We start from the raw sequence: 23776 nt of genomic DNA on the forward strand, positions 1-23776 counted from the left end.
CAATTTGAGTACTAATTTAGTTTATTTTTTTTGAAAATTCCAAATTTCCCAGGCTTTTTCTGCTTGCTGTTCAAGCATGTAGTAGCCGTTCACTGTTTTTGCTCCTTTTTCGGATGCTTTTATAATGAATTGGGTGTAATTGGGATTATAAATAAGGTCTATGATAAGATGTTCCGCTGAAAGTCCGTCAAAAGGAAATTCCAGACAGTCTTCAACATTGGGAAAAGTTCCTACCGGTGTACATTGAACGATAATTTTATGTTCCTGTACGGTTTCTTTGCTTAGCGTATCAAACGTAATTTCAGATTTTCTGGAGATGGTTATGGAGGGGATTCCCAGTTTGTCCAGAACATACTTCACCGCTTTTGCTGCCCCGCCGTCTCCTAAGATCAGGGCTTTGTCGTGATGGGTCTTTTTATGCAGAAGCAGGGTTTTTTCGAATCCGAAAGCATCGGTATTGTAACCCGTCTTTTTTCCGTCGCGGATCAGTACGCAGTTAACTGCCCCTATTTTTTCGGCTTCATCACTCAGTTCATCCAGATAATTGATGATTTTTTCTTTGTAAGGAATGGTAACATTAAAGCCTAAGAGTTCCGGGTTGTTGAAGAGTTGTTCAGCTTCATGAATATCATTAAGGTCAAAAATATCGTAAGAATAGTCTTGAAGCATCAGCTTTTGAAACTTATTTTCAAAGAATTTTTTGGAAAAGGAATAGGAAATATTCTTTCCTATAAGTCCTAATTTTTTATTGGAATCCATGAATCAAAAATAAAAAAAAGACCGAATAAATCGGTCTTTGTTGTAAAATATTTTTCAAGTTTAATCTACTATGAATTTTGTAGAGAAACTATCCGTTTTCAGAATGTAATTTCCTTTAACAAGTCCTTTAAGGTTAATCTTATTAGAGTTTTTGAAAGGATTAGCGATCACTTCAATAAGCTTTCCTGAAAGATCATAGATTTCAGCTTTTGAAATTTTGCTCAGGTTTTCACCTTTTACAAACAGTTCATTGTTTTTTACCGGATTAGGGTAGATGGTGAACTCAGTTTTATCTTTTTTAATTTCGGAAGTACCTAATGCACCGAAGCATGTCCAGCTTAAGTCATCCATGGTAACTCTGTTGGAGCTAGGGTTGGTTAACTTGATGACAACATCTCCGTCAACATTAATGTTAAGAACTGTTGTTGTTGCAGTCTGGTTATATGGAATAGTACCTACTACAACATCATTAACCAATACGTTTACAGTGTTGTTTGAACCACTGAATCTTCTTTGGGTAGTCAGTGTTAACGTCTGAATACCTCCGGATATGGTTGTACTGGTCAACGTTCCGTTTCTGATAGTGATGGCTCTGGTTGTATTGATTTTCTCGTCTATTTTGGTATCTGTTGCAGTCCAGGTGATATTATTATTGGTCCAGGTTCTGATGTCATAACCATTATCTGTTCCTACAATACTATTGAAGTTTTCTGTACCACAGCTTGTATTTCCTCCGGACTGTCCGGCTAAAGTTGTTTCACTTGCAATGTTACTTTGAGGGGAAGAGTTTCCTGCTGCATCTCTTGCAATAACATAGAAGTTGTACAGTGTGGAAGGTGTTAATCCCGGAACAGTTGTAGAGGTTCCGGATACCGTGGTTTTTAATGTTCCGTTAGCATAGACATCATAACCTATTACTCCGATATTATCTGTAGAAGCAGTCCAGCTTAAAGAAATCGTGTTAGAAGTAGGGTTTTGTGCTGTAAGGTTGGTTGCAGCGGTCGGTGCTTGATTATCAGGAACCGGACTTCCCCAGATCATTTCAACATAAGCAGGATTGTCAATAAAAGGATTCCTGTTTCCCTGATAAGTATATGAAGCATTGTTTCTTCCTCTTTCAGCATCTGAAACCGGATCCATAGCATGCCATGCCATAAGCTGGCTCAGTTCCCACGGCTGTAGTCCCGGAAATGCAGATCCGCCCAGCATATTTCCTGAACTGAAAGAAGGAAGTTCTGCTTCGTATCTTGTTACAAAATAAAAAATCATTCGGGCAACGTCTCCTTTGAATTCATCAATCGGCTCAAATACTGTTCCTGAATATCCCGGAGATACAGAGTTACCTAACTTAGATCCATTCATAGAAGTGAAACTTGCAGTTGTTCCTACTTTCCCGAAAGGAAAATTGGATCTCATCCCGTTTACTTTTCCATCGGTAGCGCGGATAAAATGAACGTCCGCAACCATAGGACTCTGTTCACTAAAAAGACTTTGCGGTACAATGTGTTCTCTGTTATAGCAATGGCTTTCAGCGCTGTAGTTTCCACACTGATTCGTTCCTAAGGTATATGAGTATGGATCCGGGCCGGAAGGGTTTTCAGAGTAAATATCTAGAATTTTCCCATCATTATCATAATAATAATCCCGGTCTGTAGTTGCGTAAGCTGTCCATAAACCGTTGTAACCTTTGTCCTGATGACCATTCTTGATGATGGTTTTTAAGGCTGTCTTAAGGGGAGCTCCTGTTAGGCCTGCAGCATTATTATAATAACCGGCAGGTGCCTGTGCTGCAGCATTGATAAACAAAATGCCCAGCATTAAAAAGGATAGAATTCGTTTCATTTCTAAAAAATTAAGGGGCGTAAAGGTACAAAAAAATGAAAACGAAACGTGTTAATTTTTAGTAATATACTCTTTGCTTATTTTTGAAAAGAACCAAGAAATAGCAATCCCGAACAGGGAAGCGGTAAGGGCTACAATGAAATAATTTTTCCCGACAATTTTTACAGGGAACGGGAGGATAGAGTTGGCTCTGAAAAACTCTGTATAGAGTTGGAAATAACAAAGGATGGTTCCCAGAAGCAATCCGGAAATAACACCTGAAATTACAATAAGAATCCCTGTATAAAAATAAGTCATTCTCAGATGGCTCAATGGGAATCCTAATGAAATAAGGGATTTGGCCTGTTCTTTTTTATCCAGCTGAAGGATAATAATGGCTCCGGCCAGGTTGAAAGTCGTAATGAAGATAACAAGCGCAAAGATCAGGTAAATGAACATTTTTTCTGTGTTGATCATCTTCCAGAAAGCTGCATTTTCTTCTTCCTTGGTTTTTATTTCAAAGTTTTTTCCAAGGATATTGAGAAGGTTTTGCTTAACTGCATCGGCGCTGTCCGGATTTTTTAATTTGATAACAATCTCGTACGCGGATTTTTTTTGAAGATTAAGCAGTTCTTCGGTGAGCTCAATAGGAGCAATGATATAGCTGTCGAGTTGTTCTTTTCCCGGAAAAAGTCCGGTAACAAGAATATCTCTTTTGTTGTAAATATCTTCTTCTTTGTTAATGATCCCGGTTCCTGGTTTCGGCATAAATACTGTAGCATAATTGTCGGAAGAATCTACAGGAATAGAAAGTCTGTTATCCAGATTGGTTTCCATGAACACTTCATTGGAGTATTTAAAACTCGGATAAGTTCCGTAGATGACTTCTTTATCAATCGGATTAACTTTAGTATAGGCTGAATCTACTCCTCTCAGATAGGCAATATCGCCTTTCCCGCGAAAGCTGATGTATATTTTCTCTTCAATGATACGGGAAAAACTGCTGATCGCTTTGTTGTTCTTTAAGGTAGTATTTACCTTATCCAGATCTTTTATTGTCTTTCCTGAAACGCTTTTAAGGGTAAGATCCGCATGAAGATTGGAGATCAGATCTTTATTGAGGTCTTCAAGTCCTGAAAAAACGGAGATAATAACGAACATTGCAGTCACAGCAACCATCATGGCACCTACCGAAAGCCACGTAATGAACGTAACGGCAGTACTGCCTTTTTTAGCCAAAAGGTATCTGGATGCTATGTAAAATGCAATATTCTTCAAAATTCTTATAAAACAGGATTGTCGCCTTCGCCTCTTAATTCTCTTTCAAGTCTTTCAACGTCGTCAAGAGCGGTGTCTAGGTAAAAGTTAAGCTGTGGAATGATACGTACCTGTTTAGCCATTTTCTGGCCGATAAAATTTCTGTACTGAGGTTTGTTTTCTTCAATTTCCTTCATAACTGCAGCACGAAATTCCTGCGGGAAAATGCTTAAATAAATTTTAGCAATACCCAGATCTGCCGTTACTTTTACATCTGAAACGGATACTAAAATACTCTGCTTGCTTTCTGAAGCCTGTTTGCGGAAAAGCTCCGCGAAGTCTTCCTGAATGATCTGTGCTACTTTTCTTTGTCTATTACTTTCCATAAGTTGTGCAAATTTAGTACTTTTGTTTGAATTGATACCTGAAATTTAGCTCCGGTATCAAATTTACGATTTAATTATATTTATTAGTATTTATGAAGCTAGAACATATTGGTATTGCCGTAAAATCTTTAGGCGTTTCTGACGATCTTTTTGCCAGGCTTTTAGGAAAAGAACCCTATAAACAGGAAACTGTGGAAAGGGAAGGAGTGGTTACTTCCTTCTATGAAACCGGAGAGAGTAAAATAGAACTTCTGGAAGCCAGCAACCCGGAAAGCCCGATCTCTAAATTTATCGATAAAAAAGGCGAAGGAATCCATCACCTAGCTTTTGGCGTAGAAAATATCCTTGCAGAGGTTGAAAGACTAAAAAAAGAAGGATTTCAGTTTATCTCAGAAGAACCGAAAGAAGGTGCTGATAATAAATTAGTTGTCTTCCTTCATCCTAAATCTACCAATGGAGTGCTGGTAGAATTGTGTCAAGAAAAGCAATAAAAAATTTTGTAGTGAAATAAATTTTGCTATTTTTGCAGTCACAAAATTTAACCAAATTTTGAGGTCCTATAGCTCAGTTGGTTAGAGCACCTGACTCATAATCAGGTGGTCCCTGGTTCGAGCCCAGGTGGGACCACGAAAAAACGCTTACATCATGTGAGCGTTTTTTATTATTACTCCCCATCACAATAAATCTACAACTTTTACACTTTTCAAACCACCCAACAAATAACCCAAACAGGGTATTTCAAATTTCCTGCAGACTGCTTACATTTGATTAGAGAATTAAACAGAGAGGGTTGCAGACAACCAGGCGCGAACTTTCAGTAATACTTCATCAGAAGTATTAGCATTGATACCCATTTGACCCAATTTATACTACACTAATACCTAAAAACTTAATCTTATGGCAGACTGGTCACCTAACAACAGAGCATGTACCACTTTGTGGTCTACCTTTTATATTATGAAACAGTTATCCACCAATTTTAACGATAGTGGAGATCTGGTAATGAGCGATCTTACCTATTACAATCCGTTGGCAAGTGCAGAACTCAGGAAGCTGGACGCGAAGATGATTGCAGATCAGCTGGACAATGTGTTCAGGGTTGGCCGGGGAGCGAAATATGAAGACAAAATGACGAGGACAAAAGCCATAAACAGTATGGTGAAAGTTCTTACAGACGATACCAAAATGGTAAAAGATCTGGCCAAAGCTGTGGATGACGCTTACAGGTTCTGGGGAGAATAAAACAATTAAAACCAATGATCATGAAAAAGCTATATTTAAATCTGATTATATTAATTCTCAGTCTGGCAGGAGGTTTTCTGAATGCCCAGCAAGTATCGGACAAACAGATTAATGATTTGGTTACCGTCTTAAAAGCCAATAACAAAAGTGAAGAAGACATTAAAACCATCCTCAACGGAATCATCAAAGATCCTGAATTGTACAATGCCTTGTGGCAAAACTTTATTAAGCAGAGCTACATCAGCGAGAATAATAAATTTAAGTTCCTCAATGACCTGAATATCGCGTTTAAAACGTTTCAGTCGAAGGACAGTGCCACGACTTCTTTAGGTTTTACCTATGATTTTAATTTTGATTATGCCAAATTTATAGAAAAAGAGAACCATAGAGTTTCGCATACTTTCGGGCTTTCTGCCAAAGGGAATGTAGCATTTAACAAAGATGCCAATCCCAATAATTTTCTGGAAACGAAAGTCAACTACAGTTATACCCATTTCAGTGGAGGCGTTATCCGGCAAAATGATGAAGAGGTGTTTACCAGACTGAACGAAATTGAAGATAAACTGGTGGCGATGAAAGACATGAAAAGCCCTGAAGCCCTCAAATTATGGGACGAGTTCGGAAATAACCTTAAGCTTTCCGATCAGTTTTATTACGGCTTGTCACCTAAATTTGCTTTTGAATCCAATCAGGATTTTTCAAAAACTCAATTCACTCCCGGACTTATGATTGATTTAGGAGCCAAAGGCTGGGATAATTCAAGCCTGCTCTCAAAGCTGAATATTCTGGATTACCCGTTTGCTTTGCTGAGATTGATTACAGGCGCAGACAAGACTTTTACAGTATACGGTTCAACGGTTCCTACCTTACAGATCGGATGCGATTATGTGATTCCCAATAAAGATCTTGTCCGTGAAAGCCTCACCGGAAATAAGGATCCTTTTCCGAGATTCAGGATAGAAACGGGTTTCAGAACCTTTATTTCGAGAATAAAGAAGGAGAATATTTTCTTCAATGCCAATTATCGTTTTTATCAGGAAATAGACGCTCCTGCTTCTGTTAAAGCAGCCGGACTGAGTTCTGTGAACTATTTTGTAATGGCACTTCAGACCACTTCCGGATTCTATGCAAGCTATGCGGCGGGAAGGCTTCCGTTTGATGCCAAAAATGATCAGGTATATTCCCTTGGATTTAATTATAAATTCTAAGAGTCTGTTTAAATTTCTAAATTTGATTTTTTGTATAGAGTTCAAATCTTTATCTAAATCATAGTCTTTAAGTCTTTTTTTGATTAAAAAGATCATATACTGATGACGTGTTTTTGTAACGTTTTAACTTCATTATGGATATTTTCTGAATAATTGACCGATCGGACACTCATATCAAATGAGTGTCTTTTCTTTAAAAATAATTGTATTCAATTTGAGAAGGATTCACCACTCAGAACATATTTTGGTTAATTTAGCGGGAAAATACCATGAAAACAAAAATCACAGAAATCGTTCAGGGAATTAAAAAGAAGCATGTGAATGATCCCACTGTTTCAACGGATAAAGATTTGATTAGTGAGCTTATGCTTTCTGATGTATCAGGCGCAATAACAGCGCTTAATGAGCTTGATCTTGATACACTGGAATGGATCTCTTCGCGTTTTGAAGCAATTTCTTACCAGCTTCAGAATAAAGAATGGGTTGAAGGTCTGAAAAGATTGTTAATCAAATTTCCAGACAGTCAAACGCTGAAAGAAGATATCCATGATGCTGTTGAGGCTTATTATGGAGATGAAGGGTTGAAAAACTCAGTCCTACCCAAAACAGATTAATTCCTTAACTTTGTCGTTCTTAATGGATAACAAACCGTTCTATCTATAAAACCACCATTATGTCTATAACAAACGAAAGCGAATTGACCGGAATGCAGAAAGTGAGTGAAGCAGTTGCCTTTACTTTAAAGGAAATGATCAGTTATGCCCAGCCCGGAATGACAACGAAAGATCTTGACGAGTACGGAACAAAAATCCTCTCTGATTTCGGCGCTAAATCGGCACCTTATTTAACGTATGGGTTCCCGGGATGGACATGCATCAGTGTAGACAATGAATTCTGCCACGGGATTCCTTCTGATCAAAGAGTTTTGAAAGAAGGAGACCTGATTAATATTGATGTTTCGGCAGAATTGAACGGATATTGGGCAGATAACGGTGGATCTTTTGTTGTGGGGAATGATATTCTCGGACATCAGAAACTGGTGGATGCTTCCAGAGAAATCTTACAGAAAACGATCAGTAATATAAAAGGAGGCGTAAAAATAGCAGAAATAGGTGCCCTGATGGAAACCGAAGCCAAAAAAAGAGGCTTTAAAGTCATCAGAAATCTTGGCGGACATGGAGTAGGGAGAAGCCTGCATGAACAGCCTGATGAATTAATGAATTATAAAAACCGTTTTGATACCAGAAGGTTTAAGAAAAATTCCGTTGTAGCCATTGAAACTTTCATTTCCACAACGTCTAATCTTGCCGTAGAACTGAATGACGGCTGGACCATGGTGGGAAACAAAGGCGGATATATGGCACAGCATGAACATACCATCCTGATCACAGACGGGAAACCCGTAATCTTAACAGAAATGAATGGAATATTGAACTGATTTCATTCCTGTCAATAAAAAAGCAGACACTTACAGAAATGTGAGTGTTTTTTTGCTCATCAGTTTCTGATACAGAAGAATTTTTCCTGAAACAGTCCAGATTTATTTAAAATGTGTATATTAATTCATTATTTGAAGAATTATGTATTATAGCGGTGCAAATTGTGATATCTATATAGGCCGTGGAGCCGGAAAAAAACTCCTTGAAGATATTTCCTATGCCAGAAAAAATGTGAAAATCGTATCCCCTTATTTATCGGCGCACCTGGTAAGACAGCTTATTGCTTTAAGATCAAGAGGGATTCAGGTGAACCTGATCACTACGGATAATATTGAAGATTTTTACGGTGAATACGAAAAAAATATTCATAAAATGATTATCCAGCAACGGGTCGTTGATGAACATGCACAGGCTGTCCGCAACAGCTGGATAAGTCTGGAGAAAATGCTACTTTACATCATGCTGGGATCAGCAGCCTTACTGATTGTTTTGCTGTATTCTATGAAAGATCTGAAAATACTGTACGGTCTCTTTCCTTTACTGATCTTATTTTTCATCAGAAATTACTACCTCACCAAAATAAAAACGAAAAAAATATACAATTACCATTACCGGCAGCTGTTTCCTTTTAAAGTCTTTGTTTCCGATTCAGGAAGCAGTTTTATCCACAGCAAAATTTATATCATCGATGATGAGATTGCCTACATGGGATCCCTGAATTTTACAGGAAGCGGGCTCAAAGGAAACTATGAAACACGGATCAGAACAACAGATCCTAATGCGGTCGGCCGGATTGTTACAGAATTTAATGAGCTTTTTCATTCAGATCTCAGGCAGAGAGATATTCAGGCTTGGGGGAAACATCTGTATCCTGAACCTGCTAATTAAACTTTCTCAGAAATTTTCAGTATATTAATCAGATGCAAGATGAGATGAGAAAAGGATTTCCCGTATTGGTATCCAGACCTAACTGGACAATGACCTGGCTGATAAGGATTTTTGCCGGAGCGTTCCTGCTCTCTTTATTGATAATACTGTCCATATTTCCTTTGCTTTTTGCTGAATGGTCCATCGTTTTTATCGCAGGAGCCATTATATATTATTTTATATGGGGCACCGGGCTCTTTTTTTTATCCCGGCATATAAAAAGAAACGCAGAAAACAGGATCAAAAGAATTGTGGTGGATGACCAGGGAATTCATTATGAAAAAGCAGACGGAACCACAGATGAGGTGCTTTACAGCCGGATCAGAAACCTTAACCTTCCGGATACCTATGATGTACAGCTGACCAGCCAGAATAAGACCTATCTTATTGCAGTATTTACAGACACCGGATACGAAAAAATTAATTTTAACAATCTCGATCCGGCTTTGTCTTATTCACTCAAAAACAGCAGAGCCCTGAGAGCAGGTTTTATACAAAGAATCAGACATTTCAGACCGGATCTGAAAGTTGATCCGCGGATATATGGAGAATTCTGCATCCATCCGGAAACCTTTCAGTTTGATCCGAAAGCATTCTGGAAATTAGTGATGTTCTCTGTCGCTATTATATTTGGAATACTGGCATTCGCTGGGATTTTTTTACTAGTAGTATTGTATTTTTCCGGACAGCTGAAATGATATAAACCGTAAAATGTATCCGTTTTTCCTTAATTTGTATCCTTCCGGATAAACTTCTTAATTTTGCTGAATATTGGAGAGCTTATTAAGAGACGGTTTTGCCGGCGGAAGTCCTATGGAAGTTCTTAATAATGTTACCGCTCGGCGTTCCGCAGAAGTCAGAGGTGGAGATCTGCTGACTATCAATATGCTTCCTGATTCAGTAGAAGCCGGAAAACAGGCCGGAATTGAAGATATAGATGTCCTTGAAGCCACAGACTATTATAAAACCCCAAGAGGGAAGGCTCCGGGTGGAGCAACCAGTGCAGTATATTTCTGTATGGGCGCAGGAATGGGCTGGGATGCATTCTATTTAAGCGAAATATTATTAAAACAACCGATTTTGGTGGTAATAGGAGATAAACCCTGAGGTTTCGGTGCCTACAGAGACGGATACGAGATCATAAGAAGAGCCGCATCCGGGAAAAAGAATTACTGGTTATAAAAGAATATTCCCATTACGATCTGTATGACCAGCCTGAGCCCGTAAGACAGGCAATGGAAAAAGCAATTCCTTTTTTCAGAGAAAATCTTTAAACTGAAAATGCGGCTGTGTAAAAGGCCGCATTTTTATCACCCTGTTTTTATTTAATTTGATTTTCTGGTGGCTTTCAATACCTATAACTCAAAGTAATTTCCAGCCTACTTCTTCCATCTACTCCTTAATCCGAGCTCAGATTAATACAAAAAATATTTCCATACTTTCCTGTCAATTCTTATATTTATTTAGAAAAAATCCGGTTTTATAAAATTAAAAGACGACTGGGTTCAAAATAAATTAAAAAACAATGGTGGAGAATTTTATTTATTACCTGGGGCTGGTCTTAGTCATTATTGGTTCAGTTATGCTGGCCAACCGGCTGAAAGTGGCTTATCCTATCATTTTAGTGATTGCCGGACTTCTGATCAGTTTCATTCCCGGCTTACCTGTTCTGAGAATTGATCCCGAGCTTATTTTTATTATTTTCCTGCCACCTTTGCTGTATGAAGCTGCCTTTGCCGTTTCATGGAAAGAAATATGGAAGCTGAGGCGCATCATTACCAGTTTTGCTTTCATTGTCGTATTTCTTACTGCCATATCAGTGGCTTTTGTAGCCAACTCCTACATTCCCGGATTTTCACTGGCGTTAGGATTTGTGCTGGGAGGAATTGTTTCTCCACCCGATGCCGTGAGTGCCGGAGCTATTCTGAAATTTGTAAAAGTACCCAAAAATGTATCCACGGTTCTGGAAGGAGAAAGCCTGTTCAATGACGCTTCCTCACTGATTATTTTTCGGTTTGCAATGGTAGCGGTTGCTACAGGACAATTTGTGTGGCAGGAGGCCGCTTTAAGCTTTGGATGGATGATATTCGGAGGACTAGGAATAGGATTAGTACTAGCGTTTTTATTTTTAAAAATTGAAAAAATATTTCCTACCGATGTTAATATGGATGCTATTTTAAGTCTGGTGGCTCCCTATGTCATGTATATTGCTGCAGAGGAAGTTCATGCTTCCGGTGTATTGGCGGTGGTAAGCGGAGGACTATACCTTTCTGTCCGCAGGCATGAAATATTCCGTACTTCAGAATCAAGGCTGAAAGGATCAAATGTCTGGGAAAGTTTTGTATTTCTGATCAACGGAATTGTATTTCTGCTGATCGGTTTGGATTTACCGGAAATTATGGTAGGCTTAAACAAAGAAGGAATCAGTCTGTCTGGAGCGGTCGGCTATGGAGTACTGGTTACGGCGGTTCTGATTATAGTTCGTTTCCTGGCTTCTTTCGGAGCCGTATTTGTTACCCTGATTATGAGAAACTTTATCAACGTGGCAGATAGAGACCCCGGAATGAAAGCTCCCGTACTCATGGGATGGACCGGAATGCGCGGGGTAGTTTCTTTAGCCGCAGCATTATCAATTCCGGTAATGATGGAAAACGGGCAGCCTTTTCCGCATCGTGATCTCATCCTCTTCATTACCTTTGTAGTGATCTTAATAACATTAATTGTTCAGGGGCTGACACTGCCTGCATTGATAAAAAAACTCAAACTGTCTGAATCAGAAAGCAGTTACATGTCTGAAGAAGAATCGGAACACTTTTTAAGAAAAGGAATGCGTCGTGTAGCCTTAAAGTACCTCAATGAAAACTATAAAGAAAGACGCAGTGAAAACGAATATTTCAATAGATTGATGGACCGTTGGGAACAGGAAGATAAAGAAGATTCTACCCACAAACTTTCCGATGAAGCCAAAGAAATTTATTTTGAAACCCTGGAACAGCAGAGAACCTGGCTCCGGGAAGAAAACAGAAGGAATTCCCATATCGACGAAGAATACATAAGACATTATCTCACAAGACTTGATCTGGAAGAAGAAAGGCTCAGAATGTAAAAAAAATACAGCAATGAATTTAGTAAAACAACTCGGGCAGTTCCCCGATGAAAAAAGAAAAGAATACTTCAGTACCCTTCCCAACTATCTCAACGGAAGGTTTCAGAATATACTTCCTACACCCGCTTTACTGGAAGGCGAAAGCATGACCAAAGCCCTCCTGAACAGCCTGTGCAAAGTAGAGCATACCACTCCGGGATTTCCGCTTCCGTTTATCACAACAGACCTTAAAAATCTCAAGCCGGAAGAAAATGTGCTCGTGTGGTTCGGCCACAGTTCCTATTTTATCCAGATTGATGGTAAAAAGTTTCTGGTAGATCCGGTGTTCAGTGGGAATGCATCACCAATGCCGGGGTCTATAAAAGCATTTCCGGGAGCAGATTATTACAAGCCGGAACATATGCCGGATATAGACTTTCTGCTCATCTCTCACGATCACTGGGATCATCTGGATTATAAAACCGTTCAGGCGCTGAAAGACAAAACAGGAAAAATAATATGCGGATTAGGAACCGGACAACACTTTGAATACTGGGGATGGCCTTCTGAGAAGATCATTGAGAAAAACTGGTGGGAAATTGCAGACCTTGCAGAAGGTTTTACCCTTACGGTTACTCCGGCAAGACACTTTTCAGGAAGATTGCTCAACCGGAATATTTCCCTGTGGATCTCATTTGTTTTAAAAACACCGTCTAAAACTCTCTTTCTCGGTGGTGACAGCGGTTACGGAAACCATTTCTCCGAAATCGGAGAAAAATACGGGCCCTTCGATCTGGCTATTATGGAATGCGGACAATACAACGAAAAATGGCCATATATTCACAGTATGCCTGAACAGATCATTCAGGAAGTAAAAGAACTGAAGGCAGACAACTTTATTCCTGTTCATAATTCAAAATTTAAGCTGGCCCAGCATCCATGGTATGAACCCCTGGAGATGGTTTCAAAATATGCTGAAGAAAATAACCAGCCGATAACCCTTCCCATGATCGGTGAAAAAACAGATCTGGATCAGCTGGGAAAAGTTAATTGGGAAAAATGGTGGGAAAATTGTTGGTAGCCCCCGGATAAAAAAATAAAGCCTGCTCCTCTGAGCAGGCTTCACCATTCATCATCAACTAACTTAAAAAATATCTATGTTTTAATGGGGTTCGTTGTGGTTCACCTTGGTGTGGATGATATCATAGTATACAGAAGGATTCGCTGCATCAGGAGTAATTCTGTAGGTAAATTCACTGCTGTTCAGCGTAAGAATATCAACAACACGGGTGAAAAGCACATTCCCGTTATTATCCAAAGCCGTGATGGTTCTTTTCTTTCCGTCCGGAGAAATAGACCATGTACCTTTTGATCTCGGAGCATCATTTAATCCGTAAATAGCATATGTTCCGTTAGCTTTGAAATAAGAATACCCTACAAATCCGGCTACACTTGCATCAGTTAAAGCTACCGGCTGTCCGCTGCTGTTCTTTGCTCCCGTAGTTTCCCATGGAGTAGAAGCAAGCGTAAGCTGCCCGTTAGCAGGCTCAGCATGCGAAGTTCTTGTGTGGATAATATCATAATAGATAGACTGATCCGCTGCATTAGGACGGATTCTGTACGTAAATTCATTTCGGTTAAGAACAAGAATCTCTACATCACGAGTGAAAATCGTGGTTCCATCCGGATTTAATGCTGTAATGGTTCTCTTGGTTCCCAAAGCGTCTACAGACCATGTTCCTCTTGATCTGATAGCGTCATTAAGCCCATAAATAACAAAATTTCCGTCACTTTTGAAGTAAGCGAAACCTACATAGCCGTTTACGCTGGCATTGTTAAGGTCTACGGATTGTCCGTTTCTGTCTTTAGCCCCAGTAGTTTCCCATGGAGTAGAAGCAAGAGTCTGTGAGGGAGTTATCTGCTCAGTGATAATCTCATCATTATCAGAGCACGATACAAAAGCAGCAGAAAAAAACACGGCTGCAAACAGGTAACATAATTTTTTCAATGTATTCATAATTGGATTTTTAAATCTTTGCAAACTTATCCCTTTATGATCATCAAAATGTTGTATCAAATATCTCTTTTTTTGTAAAAAATATCACTCACGATTATTGGAGTTATTGATTTCTCAATAAAGCTGAGAAATCAAAAGATTACCCCCCGCTTACAAGCAGATTTCTGGCCGCCTTCATACTGCATTTCTGATATTGGGAATAGGCCGAAGCTGCTCGGGTCCTGATCTGTTCCCCGGATTCACCTTTTACATAACCTGTCAGGGCATCATGCAGAATATAAGCTTCAGGAGCCATCAGATGGGTAGTCCATACCAAAGGATTGGCACGCGTATCTTTTAGCTGAGGTGAAAAAAACTTCTTGCTGTAACAGGCTAAAATAATACAGTCCCTGACTTTTCCATCTGTGTTTTTAAAAGATTCCGATAACTGGAAATCCATCAGCCCGTCATGCCCGACATAAGAAACCATCTTTGCATTTCCATAGATTCCGATCCGTTTTCCGTTAATATTGACAACCTCCTTTAATTGGCCGGAATTGCTGTAGAAAAAATCTCTTGTGCAGTTTTCTATATATTGGCCATCATAGGCATCTGCCACCAGATAATAGTTTTTATCTGATGTATTCTGAAATACAAGCCTTTCCATTCGTACAGAATCCTTTTTCTCCAACTTTAAAAACTTCCATTCTTTACTTTTCTTAAAATAAGTACGGATTCCGTAAGCGGCACCCCAATAAAGATTCTGATCAGGATCCTGCCCGTTTCCTATCTTTTCAGGAACAGGTACTATTCCCTGGTACTTATTATCACATAAAGCCACAAGAACATGAATGGTTTTCGTATGCTCATCAAAGTCCTTTACATTTTTCAAAGTCTTTTTTTCAGAAGCTTCCTTTGCACCGGAGCCGTTTCCTTTCACCTTATATTCACAGCTCAAAAGAAACAGGGTAGAAGAAAAAAATAAGAGAAAAAACGAAATTGAAGAAATCTTTTTCATAACAGAAGTGTATTTCCGATAAAAATACAAAATATCTGAAGGTAATCTTTGTATTCCTTCACTAAGTTTACGCCCTTGTCTACCTTAAAAACCTTAATGGTTTAAAATAGTACCAATGAAAACCAGAATTTCGCTTCGCAGACACTCCATCATTGCTTTCATCATTTTCAGAAAAGAAAAAAGCTTCTCATTGCTGTAAAAATTCTATTTTTGAACATGAACAACAGAAACCGTGGAAAAAATACAGGTGATGATACCCTCTTCGGATCAGAAAAACAGCTCGATAAGCTGAAAATGGCTGTTCAGGATATGCAGTACCTATTAAGTAGAGGCTATGCTGAAAAAGCATCTTCTGAACTGGCGGGAAACCGCTACAGGCTTAAAACCCGGCAGATCCAGGCATTCCGGGGCGCTTCTGCATCAGAAGAACAGATCCAAAACAGGAAGCGTAAGCGGTTGCAGGCTGCAGAACTTAAAGGTAAAATCGTTTATCTGGATGGTTTCAATGTAGTGATTCTTTTGGAAAGCTTATTGTCAGGTGCTTATCTTTTTAAGGGCACAGACGGCTGTTTTCGTGATCTTTCAGGAGTTCATGGTACCTATAAGAGAGTCAATCAAACTCAGAGAGTTCTCGAACTTGTTGCCGAATTCTTCCGGAAAACAGAAGTGCAGAAACTGATCTGGATTTTCGATAAACCCGTTTCCAACAGCGGAAGAGTCAAGCAGATGATTCTTGATTTTGCAGTCGAAAATAACATGAACTGGGAAGCTGATCTGCAATTTAATCCGGATCATTTTCTGGCAGAAAATACAGAAATCTCCATTTCCTCAGATGCATGGATTCTGGATCACTGTAAAACATGGTTCAACCTGATTGATTACCTGATTGAAGAAGAAAAGCTGGATGTAAACCTGGTAAAAATGTATTAAAATGAAACTGCTTGATCCATACATTCCCTTATTCTCAGATCCTTGGAAACAAAAATACCAGGAAATCCTGGCTGAAGAGCATATCAATAACCTTGAAAATAACATCCAAAATTTTCAGGAAAAAATATCAGACTGGGAACTGCCGTATTTTAATGAAGAAATAAAAATCAGCAGAAAAGACAGCTTTGATCTGTTCATGAATATATTCCAAAATAATAATCCAGATGAGGTTAAAGCAGTTCAGCTCGAAGAAATTTCATTTGAACACTGGCTGAATATTCTGGGCCAGCGCCTGACTTCCGCCAGTATCCGTAATGAAGATGCGGTTCCTCCACTTAGAGAAACATTGCTTGAAGCCTGCCGACAACCTTTTAACAGTGAAATAACGATTGCCCAGAGAGCATGGGAAAAACATGTCGGAAGAATGGATGATGAATTCTGGGGCAAGATCAAAGGAAATAACAGCCAAAAGCAGGAAAAAGTGATGGAGAAAATCACTCATATCCTTGATAACAGAACCTGGTGGAACGTTTTCTTCCATTACAAACATGAACTGGTATTTGAAGTCAGGGAAAAAGGTGGACACGGTATCCGGTGGAGTCACGGAGGCAGGCAGCTGATCGGGTTTCTGGAAAAATTTATTAACGAATAATCAATCTTTTTTCTGCTGCGTAAAAAGATTGCGCATTTAGAAAATAGTTTTGCAGATATAAAACTGAAACAATGGAACTTTCGGAGCAAAAATTTTCACAAAACGAATGGGAAGCATGTCTCAAGGTACTGAATGCCCTGAAGGATGAACCCTTTCTCAATCCGGATAATAAAACGTTTTCAGGACTGATCACGAAGATTCATAAAAATGCGAAAAAACAGAACCGTCAGGAAAGCTATTCCCGGATGAAAACGCATGACCTGGAAATCAGCTCAGAAGCTGTACTTATGAAAAAAGCGCTGGCAGGGGTTTCAGGTTTTTATGATGATGAAAAAGACGAAACGAAATTAACGAAACTTCAGATCCCTAAAAACTGCTACTGCTGTAATCAGAGTTATCAGTATGCCCACTCTTTCTATACCCGGCTGTGCCCGAAATGTGCCGGAGAAAACTATGAAAAACGTTTTCAAACAGCGGATCTTACCGGAAGAAATGCCATTCTTACCGGAGGAAGAGTAAAAGTAGGCTTTGCCACGGCGTTGAAGCTGCTGAGAAACGGAGCTAATCTGGTTTTGACAACCCGTTTTCCCGCACTGGCCCTGGAAACTTTGCAGCAGGAAGCAGATTATAAGGAGTGGAAAGACAGACTTTGGATATATGGCCTGGATTTGAGAAACTTAAAAGCCATTCAGGAATTCGTAGATTTTTACAGAGCGAGCTTTGATACGTTGGATATACTGATCAATAATGCAGCCCAGACCATCAAATATCCTGATGAATACTACCTTCCGATCATCAAAAAGGAAAAAGAAAAAGAACTGGAATTTAAAAATATTCCGAATTTCATTCCAAACCGGACAGAAATTTCAAAGGAGATTGCGAGGCTGGAATATGCAGAAAATGAAGAGTCACAGATTGCTCTGACCCGATTCGGACAGCCGGTGGATAACCGTGAGAAAACAAGCTGGAATTCAACACTGGAAGAAGTTTCCATGTACGAACTGGTAGAAGTGAACCTCATCAATCATATTGCTCCGTATTTTCTGATCAAGGAACTGAAACCTTTAATGAAAAACTCTTTGTTTAAAGAAAAGTTCATCATCAATGTCACCTCATCAGAAGGAATTTTCAGCTACGAAAATAAAACGGTTTTTCACCCGCATACCAATATGACGAAGGCCGCTTTGAATATGATGACCCTTACTTCTGCAAAAGAATTTGAAAAAGATCAGATTTATATGAGTGCGGTGGACGTAGGGTGGATTTCTACAGGCGCAAAGGAAAGTTTAAGAAAAAAACAGTTTGAACAGGGGTATATTCCGCCGCTGGATTCTGTAGACGGAGCCGCAAGAATTTTGCATCCGGTGGCAGAAGGAATCAAAGGGAATTGCTTCAGTGGGGTGCTGCTGAAAAATTATAAAATTCATACCTGGTAAAACCAGACGGAGATAGTAGTAATAATTGGAAAAACACATTTTGCTAAGATGAATTGCAGGTTCGAATCCTGCTTATCTCCCAAAAAACGAAACGTTGGTTCAATGGAAGAACGCTTGCTTTCCTCGCCAGAGGATGCGGGTTCGACTCCCGCACGTTTCACAGGAGTACATAGTTCAACAAGAAGAATACGTCCGCAGCATGGACGAGGTTGTAGGTTCAAATCCTGCTGTACTTCCTTTTAACCCCGGAGATAATAGTTTAACTGGAAAAACGTATTCCTACCCCGAATGAATACGGGTTCAAATCCCGTTTATCTCCCAATTAAAACAGTAAAAGAAATAGTTTAATCTGGAAAAACTTATTCTTAAAGAGTACATTATCGGTTCGATCCCGGTTTTCTTTTACTTTAAAAAATGATGTTATGCTTAAAAATCTATTGCTTTTTTTCCGAATTGTTGATGAAATTTATACTCCGGCTCCGATTGTCAGAAGTGAAAAATCGGTGAAAGATCCTGTAAAGCCGAAGGAAACTCCAATTTATGAAGAAAATCCGGTAACAGCATCGAAATTGAAAATAATGCCAGTCAGCACGAAAAAAATTGCAAAACTGGAAGAACATACAAAAGGTTACAAGGAGTACTGTCTTGAAAAAACAAGCAATCAGCATACAATGAAAACATCGGATTATAAAGTAATCGACCGTAACGACAGCACGGAAACATTCTTTATTCAGGATGATGCTTTTATTACGCATAATGAACATAAGATGCTTCGTGTAGAAAGTAAATATTTTGTGAAATATATCCAGCAGGAATACAATCCTATAACACAGATCAACGAAAATGCATACGACTGATCCCATAAAAAGATATAAAATATTCTCAAACAAAGACCTGAAGGATATCCGTTTTGATGAATATGCATCCCTAGAGATCTATGGTAAAAATATGACCCTTGATTTCAAAGAAATAAATGGCAACCTGCTGTTGAGGGGAGAAGGATGCAGCCTTCCGGAACTGGTGAATATCCGGGGGAATCTTTCTATAGATGCCGAAAATTGTGTACTTCCGGAACTTAAATCCATAGAAGGTCATCTGGCAATGCATTATTCCGCAAAACTGGGCAGACTGGAAAAAGTAAACGGAAATTTCAAATGTATCGTTGATTTTGGATTTAAAGATCCGATAAAAATAGGCGGTAGCATCGAGGTAAAGAATGCCGAAGTATATTCAGGAAGCAGAAAACTGACAGACAGAAGAAAGGTCATTGAGATTAGCCACCAATATCAGGTTGATGCCCTGCCTAAAGACGGGAATTTTAACATCAATATTCTGGTGAATAATATCACTTTCGGCCATCGGGAAATCCGGGGAAGAATTACTATCTACAGTAAAAACGTTTCTTTTCCCAATCTTGAATATATCCACGGACGGTTAAAAATAGAATGCCGGGATAAGACACAGGCTCATTTCAATTACGATTTTCCGGTCCTGAAAAAAATAATAGGAAATCTGAAAATAGACCAAACCAGAGTTTCCTTTCCGGAACTTGAGGAAATATCAGGGAATATCGAGATCAATAATAATTCTTATGTTTCATTCCCGTTTCTGGAAAAATCAGGAAGTGTTTTGATCGGACAGCATGCAGGCGCGGAGTTTCCGTTCCTGAGAGAAATAAACGGAAACCTTCAGAACTATGGATTTGAAACCTGTTATATGATAGAACTGCAGAAGGTAAAAGGAAGTTTGAATACCCATCAGATTCTGGCAGAAAATATACTGGAAGTGGGAGATTTACTGATGGGAAAATACTGTGAATTCAATCATTTAAAGAAGATCAATGGCTATGTAAATTCTAACGAAAGCTTTAATTTCAGATCATTGGAGTATATTGGATCTTTGGTGAATGAAAAGCAGAAAAATTCAAAACTGCCTTCATTAAAAAAGATAGGAAACTACCTGTATGATGAAAATGATGGCTTCGAAGACTTTGCAGAACGTATCCATTTTAATGTAAAAGAAAACCTGTTTGTTTCAAAAGATCAGTGTTACATTGCAACACTGCATGCGGGAATAATGTATAACTGTTTCAGCTATCCGCTTAAAAAGCTGGTCTCTATTTTAAAATTACGGCACAAAAGCTTTCAGAACTTTGTCACCCGTGAATACGAAAGAGAATGGACCAACTACAATTCACCCAACTTTACAAAAGTTTTACGTCAGATTGAAAGAATATGGACTAAAACAGATCCAATCCGTTATGAAGAGTTTTTTACCCATTACGACAGGGATTTCAGGCTCTTCTGTTTCAGCTATCTTGGAGTGGGAACATTAATGAAAAAGCTTGACGCAAAAAAAATCTGTCAGGACGAAATTCAGGTCAACTACTTTGAATATGATGAAAACGGAAATAAAAACCAGATACAGAGAACCAATTATTACGAAGTATATGAAGTGGAGAACGAAAAGTTCAGATTGTCTTTATGGGGAAGAGAAAGACAGTCTTATGCCGTGAAATGTTGGTGTCCCTCTACTGCGGAAGAACATTGGCTGTGGATAGAATCTCGGTATAAGGATAATGCACTAACTGCAATAGCATCTACCTTCAGGATTCACGAAAATATCATCCCCCATATTAAATGTCTGAAAAGGCAGGGCGATGTGCTGATCTGTGAATTAAAAAAGGAAGTCCGTCCGGAAGGAACTGTAAGACCTTTAACCGCCGAAGAATATTTCAGCCTTCTGGAAGCAGAAGCATAATCATAGGACAGAAGCGGTAGTTTAAGCGGAAAAACGATCCCGACAAGGAGGTTTACAGGTTCAAATCCTGTCTGCTCTGTCTTTTTAAACGAAAAAACAAATTAAGAAAAGAAACAAAAGTATAGAAGCTGTCATTTCATTAAACGACAAATTACAACCCGACCAAGGAAGCCTAAGCGTTAAAAAAATGATTCCTGTGAACGTCAAAAAAATTCTACTGTTCGAAGCGTGAGACCACCTCTGCCGCGAAGAAGCCACCACGAATTCGCGTAAGTTTTAGAATTTTTAGAGAACAGAAATCATTTTTAGCGAAGGCTTCCAAGTCTTGAATTGTTGTTTCTTTTGTTTGACTACGTCGAATCTTCGATTTCAAGACAAAAGAAATTAAAAAAAACAAAAATATTATGAACACATACATCGACATTGGCATTAACCTGACCAATAAACAATTCCACAACGAGCACGACGAAATCATCAACCGCGCCCTGGACAACGGAGTAGATCACATGATCCTTACCGGAACCAGCGTAAGAGGAAGCAAAGAATCCGCAGAAATCGCATCAGATTACCCCGAAATTTTATATTCCACAGCGGGAATCCATCCCCACGACGCTAAATCTTTCAATGCAGAAAGCATTCTCGAACTCAGAAAACTATTGAGTCTGGATCATGTTATCTCAGTAGGAGAGTGCGGACTGGATTTCGACAGAGACTTTTCTCCAAGACCCGTTCAGGAAAAATGCTACAGAGCACAGCTGCAATTGGCTGTTGAGGTTAATAAACCGCTTTTCCTGCATGAAAGATCAGCTTTTAAAAGATTTAATGAGATCACAGACGAATATCTTTCCAGACTGCCGGAAGCTGTTGTACACTGTTTTACAGGAACTCTGGAAGAAGCGAAAATTTATCTGGATAAAGGCTTTTATTTAGGATTTACCGGAGCAATAAGTGACGAGAAAAGATTCAGTCATCTGGAAGAAGTACTCAAATATACGCCTCTGGACCGGATGATGATTGAAACAGATGCTCCGTTTATGCTTCCGAAAAATATGCCGAGAACACAGAACCGCAGTAACGAACCATCTTATCTGCCCTATGTTGCACAAACGATTGCCCGCTGGAAGAAGATCAGTATTGCTGAAGTTGCAGATGAAACAACAGAAACGGCCAGGAATTTTTTCAGAATATAAAAAAGAGCTCTACCCATAAAGTAAAGCTCTTTTATTTCTGCAACACAAAGTTTCATGATTAATATTGTAGATTTAAGAAGTATTGATTCAATGAAACGGATGTTATCACACCGCTTCATCAGCGACGAAGTCACACCTCTTTGCCTTCTCAAAATAAAATATCAGGTTATTCAAACTTTGCGTTTATTTTAAATATCAAGCCAGATCAGAAACAGTCAGTCTGTTGATGAATACAGTTTCTAAAGACTTTTCAAAGCTGCTTCCAAAGCCAGTTCCATCATCGGCTTCAGGGCTTTTTCCCTTTCGTCGGCTGAGATCTTTTCGTGAGTAGGAATAATATCAGTAACGGTAAGAATCGTGGCTGCATTTTTTCCTAAATGCTGGGCATTGGCAAATAATCCGAAAGCTTCCATTTCTACTGCAGGACAGTTGTATTTAGTCGCGATAGCAGGAACGTTAGGATCTTTTCTATAGAAAATATCGCTGCTGTGTACATTGATCGCTTTAGCATCCAGAGAAAGCTCTTTAGCGGTTTCGTTGATCGTTCCAAAGATATTCCCCTGGTGAGAAAGGATTTCGTCTTCAATTTCCCAGGCGTATTTAGCGTAGGTACTTTCGCTGGCCGCATTTTCGATATTTAAAATATCAAAAAGTTTAAGATCCGTAGTATAAGCTCCGCAGGTTCCGATTCTGATGATCGTGTCTACCTCATATTCGGTGAATAACTCAAAAGAATAGATTCCGATGCTTGGGAATCCCATTCCGCTGGCCCCTACAGTAATTTCTTTGCCTTTATAAAGACCGGTATAATAAAAAATTCCTCTTGTTTTGCTTACCAGTTTAGCATCTTCCAAATAGTTTTCAGCAATATATTGTGCACGAAGCGGATCCCCCGGCTGTAATACTACTTTAGCAATTTCTCCTTTTTTTGCACTGATGTGAATACTCATAATTTTATTTTGAATGTGGGCAAAGATACTAAATATGTGAATTATGTGTCGTCAATTGTGAATAGTCAATCCGCGATGCTTGTGAATTTTTTTACGCTTATAAATTCACCATTGACTTGCGGAGCAAAATTGACCATTCACAACAATAACATTGCAAATCCGGAGCAACGATAGCATAATACAGAGCAGGTTCCCCAATATCCCGGAAGCTAATTTTGTATGATAAATAAAAATTTTAAAAATGAAAATTGAACATATTGCTATTTGGGTAAAAGACCTTGAAAAATCCAGAATGTTTTATCAGAAATATTTCGGAGCAGTTTCCAATAAAAAATACCATAATCCGGTAAAGAATTTTGAATCCTATTTCTTAAGCTTTGAAAACGGATGCCGTCTTGAACTAATGACTAAACCGGATATTCAGGAAAACGAAAACTCTTTTGAAGCACAGAAGTATGGAATTATACATCTGGCTTTTTCAACAGGAAGCCATGAAAAAGTGGACCAGCTTACAGAAACTTTAAGAAATGACGGATACCGGATTGCCGGAGAACCCCGTACAACAGGAGATGGTTATTATGAAAGTGTGATTCTGGATCCGGAGGGTAATATTCTCGAAATAACGGAATAGGGATAATGTCAATGGTGAATAGTGAATCCGCTTTGCTTGTGAATTTTTTACGCTGTTTCAATTCACCATTGACTTGCGCAGTAAAATTG

Annotated in this window: 24 protein-coding genes and 5 tRNA genes; 22 read left to right on the top strand and 7 right to left on the bottom strand. The window is 39.0% G+C overall.

Annotated elements, in window-relative coordinates:
• Window positions 1-21 precede the first annotated feature (21 nt).
• From FW768_RS19145 to rbfA, 4 genes are read right to left on the bottom strand one after another with little or no spacing between them, the layout of a single operon-like run.
• The gene (locus tag FW768_RS19145; RefSeq protein WP_153398143.1) at window positions 22-759 is read right to left on the bottom strand and encodes a shikimate dehydrogenase family protein; all 738 of its coding nucleotides are present in this window, start codon (window positions 757-759) and stop codon (window positions 22-24) included.
• 60 nt (window positions 760-819) lie between these two features.
• Complete coding sequence (locus tag FW768_RS19150; RefSeq protein ID WP_153398145.1) at window positions 820-2601, bottom strand: endonuclease; 1782 nt, start codon at window positions 2599-2601, stop codon at window positions 820-822.
• A gap of 51 nt (window positions 2602-2652) precedes the next feature.
• On the bottom strand, window positions 2653-3858 hold the full coding sequence (locus FW768_RS19155; RefSeq protein ID WP_153398147.1) for an ABC transporter permease: 1206 nt from the start codon (window positions 3856-3858) through the stop codon (window positions 2653-2655).
• 5 nt (window positions 3859-3863) lie between these two features.
• Complete coding sequence (gene rbfA, locus FW768_RS19160; RefSeq protein WP_153398149.1) at window positions 3864-4223, bottom strand: 30S ribosome-binding factor RbfA; 360 nt, start codon at window positions 4221-4223, stop codon at window positions 3864-3866.
• Between the two features lie 92 nt (window positions 4224-4315).
• Here rbfA and mce point away from each other — a divergent pair, with 92 nt between their 5' ends.
• The 11 genes from mce to FW768_RS19215 all read left to right on the top strand — a co-directional run bounded on the left by mce (window position 4316) and on the right by FW768_RS19215 (window position 13205).
• Complete coding sequence (gene mce, locus FW768_RS19165) at window positions 4316-4714, top strand: methylmalonyl-CoA epimerase (RefSeq protein ID WP_153398151.1); 399 nt, start codon at window positions 4316-4318, stop codon at window positions 4712-4714.
• A 62-nt stretch (window positions 4715-4776) separates the two neighbouring features.
• Window positions 4777-4850, top strand: a tRNA-Ile gene (locus tag FW768_RS19170).
• A 270-nt stretch (window positions 4851-5120) separates the two neighbouring features.
• Window positions 5121-5465: a hypothetical protein gene (locus FW768_RS19175; protein WP_153398153.1), complete on the top strand. Its 345-nt coding sequence runs from the start codon at window positions 5121-5123 to the stop codon at window positions 5463-5465.
• Between the two features lie 20 nt (window positions 5466-5485).
• The gene (locus FW768_RS19180; protein WP_153398155.1) at window positions 5486-6673 is read left to right on the top strand and encodes a hypothetical protein; all 1188 of its coding nucleotides are present in this window, start codon (window positions 5486-5488) and stop codon (window positions 6671-6673) included.
• Window positions 6674-6942: 269 nt separating this feature from the next.
• Window positions 6943-7287, top strand: coding sequence for a hypothetical protein (locus tag FW768_RS19185; protein ID WP_153398157.1), 345 nt, complete (start codon window positions 6943-6945; stop codon window positions 7285-7287).
• Between the two features lie 59 nt (window positions 7288-7346).
• On the top strand, window positions 7347-8111 hold the full coding sequence (map, locus tag FW768_RS19190) for a type I methionyl aminopeptidase (protein WP_153398159.1): 765 nt from the start codon (window positions 7347-7349) through the stop codon (window positions 8109-8111).
• A 142-nt stretch (window positions 8112-8253) separates the two neighbouring features.
• On the top strand, window positions 8254-9000 hold the full coding sequence (locus FW768_RS19195; RefSeq protein ID WP_153398161.1) for a phospholipase D family protein: 747 nt from the start codon (window positions 8254-8256) through the stop codon (window positions 8998-9000).
• 44 nt (window positions 9001-9044) lie between these two features.
• On the top strand, window positions 9045-9737 hold the full coding sequence (locus tag FW768_RS19200) for a hypothetical protein (protein WP_153398163.1): 693 nt from the start codon (window positions 9045-9047) through the stop codon (window positions 9735-9737).
• A gap of 73 nt (window positions 9738-9810) precedes the next feature.
• Window positions 9811-10146: a hypothetical protein gene (locus FW768_RS19205; RefSeq protein WP_153398165.1), complete on the top strand. Its 336-nt coding sequence runs from the start codon at window positions 9811-9813 to the stop codon at window positions 10144-10146.
• Window positions 10147-10564: 418 nt separating this feature from the next.
• Complete coding sequence (locus FW768_RS19210) at window positions 10565-12145, top strand: Na+/H+ antiporter (RefSeq protein ID WP_153398167.1); 1581 nt, start codon at window positions 10565-10567, stop codon at window positions 12143-12145.
• A gap of 13 nt (window positions 12146-12158) precedes the next feature.
• Window positions 12159-13205 carry an MBL fold metallo-hydrolase gene (locus FW768_RS19215; protein ID WP_153398169.1) on the top strand — a complete coding sequence of 349 codons (1047 nt, stop codon included), beginning with the start codon at window positions 12159-12161 and terminating at the stop codon, window positions 13203-13205.
• An 81-nt stretch (window positions 13206-13286) separates the two neighbouring features.
• Here the strand turns inward: FW768_RS19215 and FW768_RS23760 are convergent, their stop codons facing one another.
• Window positions 13287-14141, bottom strand: coding sequence for a DUF4822 domain-containing protein (locus FW768_RS23760; RefSeq protein ID WP_231128732.1), 855 nt, complete (start codon window positions 14139-14141; stop codon window positions 13287-13289).
• A gap of 139 nt (window positions 14142-14280) precedes the next feature.
• A complete protein-coding gene (locus tag FW768_RS19225; protein WP_231128733.1) occupies window positions 14281-15138 on the bottom strand; it encodes a hypothetical protein in 858 nt (285 codons plus the stop codon).
• 216 nt (window positions 15139-15354) lie between these two features.
• Here FW768_RS19225 and FW768_RS19230 point away from each other — a divergent pair, with 216 nt between their 5' ends.
• From FW768_RS19230 to FW768_RS19275, 10 genes are all read left to right on the top strand, one after another.
• Window positions 15355-16068 (top strand): DUF434 domain-containing protein, encoded by a 714-nt coding sequence (locus FW768_RS19230; protein ID WP_153398170.1) that lies wholly within the window; start codon window positions 15355-15357, stop codon window positions 16066-16068.
• 1 nt (window position 16069) lies between these two features.
• Window positions 16070-16720 carry a hypothetical protein gene (locus tag FW768_RS19235; RefSeq protein WP_153398172.1) on the top strand — a complete coding sequence of 217 codons (651 nt, stop codon included), beginning with the start codon at window positions 16070-16072 and terminating at the stop codon, window positions 16718-16720.
• 71 nt (window positions 16721-16791) lie between these two features.
• A complete protein-coding gene (locus tag FW768_RS19240) occupies window positions 16792-18156 on the top strand; it encodes an SDR family oxidoreductase (protein ID WP_153398173.1) in 1365 nt (454 codons plus the stop codon).
• 9 nt (window positions 18157-18165) lie between these two features.
• Window positions 18166-18236 (top strand) — tRNA-Ser (locus FW768_RS19245).
• A gap of 8 nt (window positions 18237-18244) precedes the next feature.
• Window positions 18245-18316 (top strand) — tRNA-Gly (locus FW768_RS19250).
• Between the two features lie 88 nt (window positions 18317-18404).
• A tRNA-Gly gene (locus FW768_RS19255) sits at window positions 18405-18475 on the top strand.
• 103 nt (window positions 18476-18578) lie between these two features.
• On the top strand, window positions 18579-19013 hold the full coding sequence (locus FW768_RS19260) for a hypothetical protein (RefSeq protein ID WP_153398175.1): 435 nt from the start codon (window positions 18579-18581) through the stop codon (window positions 19011-19013).
• Window positions 19000-20916 (top strand): hypothetical protein, encoded by a 1917-nt coding sequence (locus tag FW768_RS19265; protein ID WP_153398176.1) that lies wholly within the window; start codon window positions 19000-19002, stop codon window positions 20914-20916. Before FW768_RS19260 ends, FW768_RS19265 begins: the two co-directional genes overlap by 14 nt.
• Before the next feature lie 10 nt (window positions 20917-20926).
• A tRNA-Cys gene (locus FW768_RS19270) sits at window positions 20927-20995 on the top strand.
• A gap of 325 nt (window positions 20996-21320) precedes the next feature.
• Window positions 21321-22106, top strand: coding sequence for a TatD family hydrolase (locus tag FW768_RS19275; protein WP_153398178.1), 786 nt, complete (start codon window positions 21321-21323; stop codon window positions 22104-22106).
• Between the two features lie 239 nt (window positions 22107-22345).
• On the opposite strand, the gene deoD is transcribed toward FW768_RS19275, so the two are convergent.
• Window positions 22346-23056, bottom strand: a complete 711-nt coding sequence (gene deoD, locus FW768_RS19280) for a purine-nucleoside phosphorylase (protein WP_153398180.1) — start codon at window positions 23054-23056, stop codon at window positions 22346-22348.
• 241 nt (window positions 23057-23297) lie between these two features.
• Between deoD and FW768_RS19285 the strand changes: the two genes are divergently transcribed.
• Entirely contained in the window at window positions 23298-23687 is a 390-nt protein-coding gene (locus FW768_RS19285) for a VOC family protein (RefSeq protein WP_153398182.1), read from the top strand.
• Window positions 23688-23776: the final 89 nt, after the last annotated feature.

Origin of the sequence: Chryseobacterium vaccae (assembly GCF_009602705.1) — a bacterium.
Classification (GTDB): Bacteria; Bacteroidota; Bacteroidia; order Flavobacteriales; family Weeksellaceae; genus Chryseobacterium; species Chryseobacterium vaccae.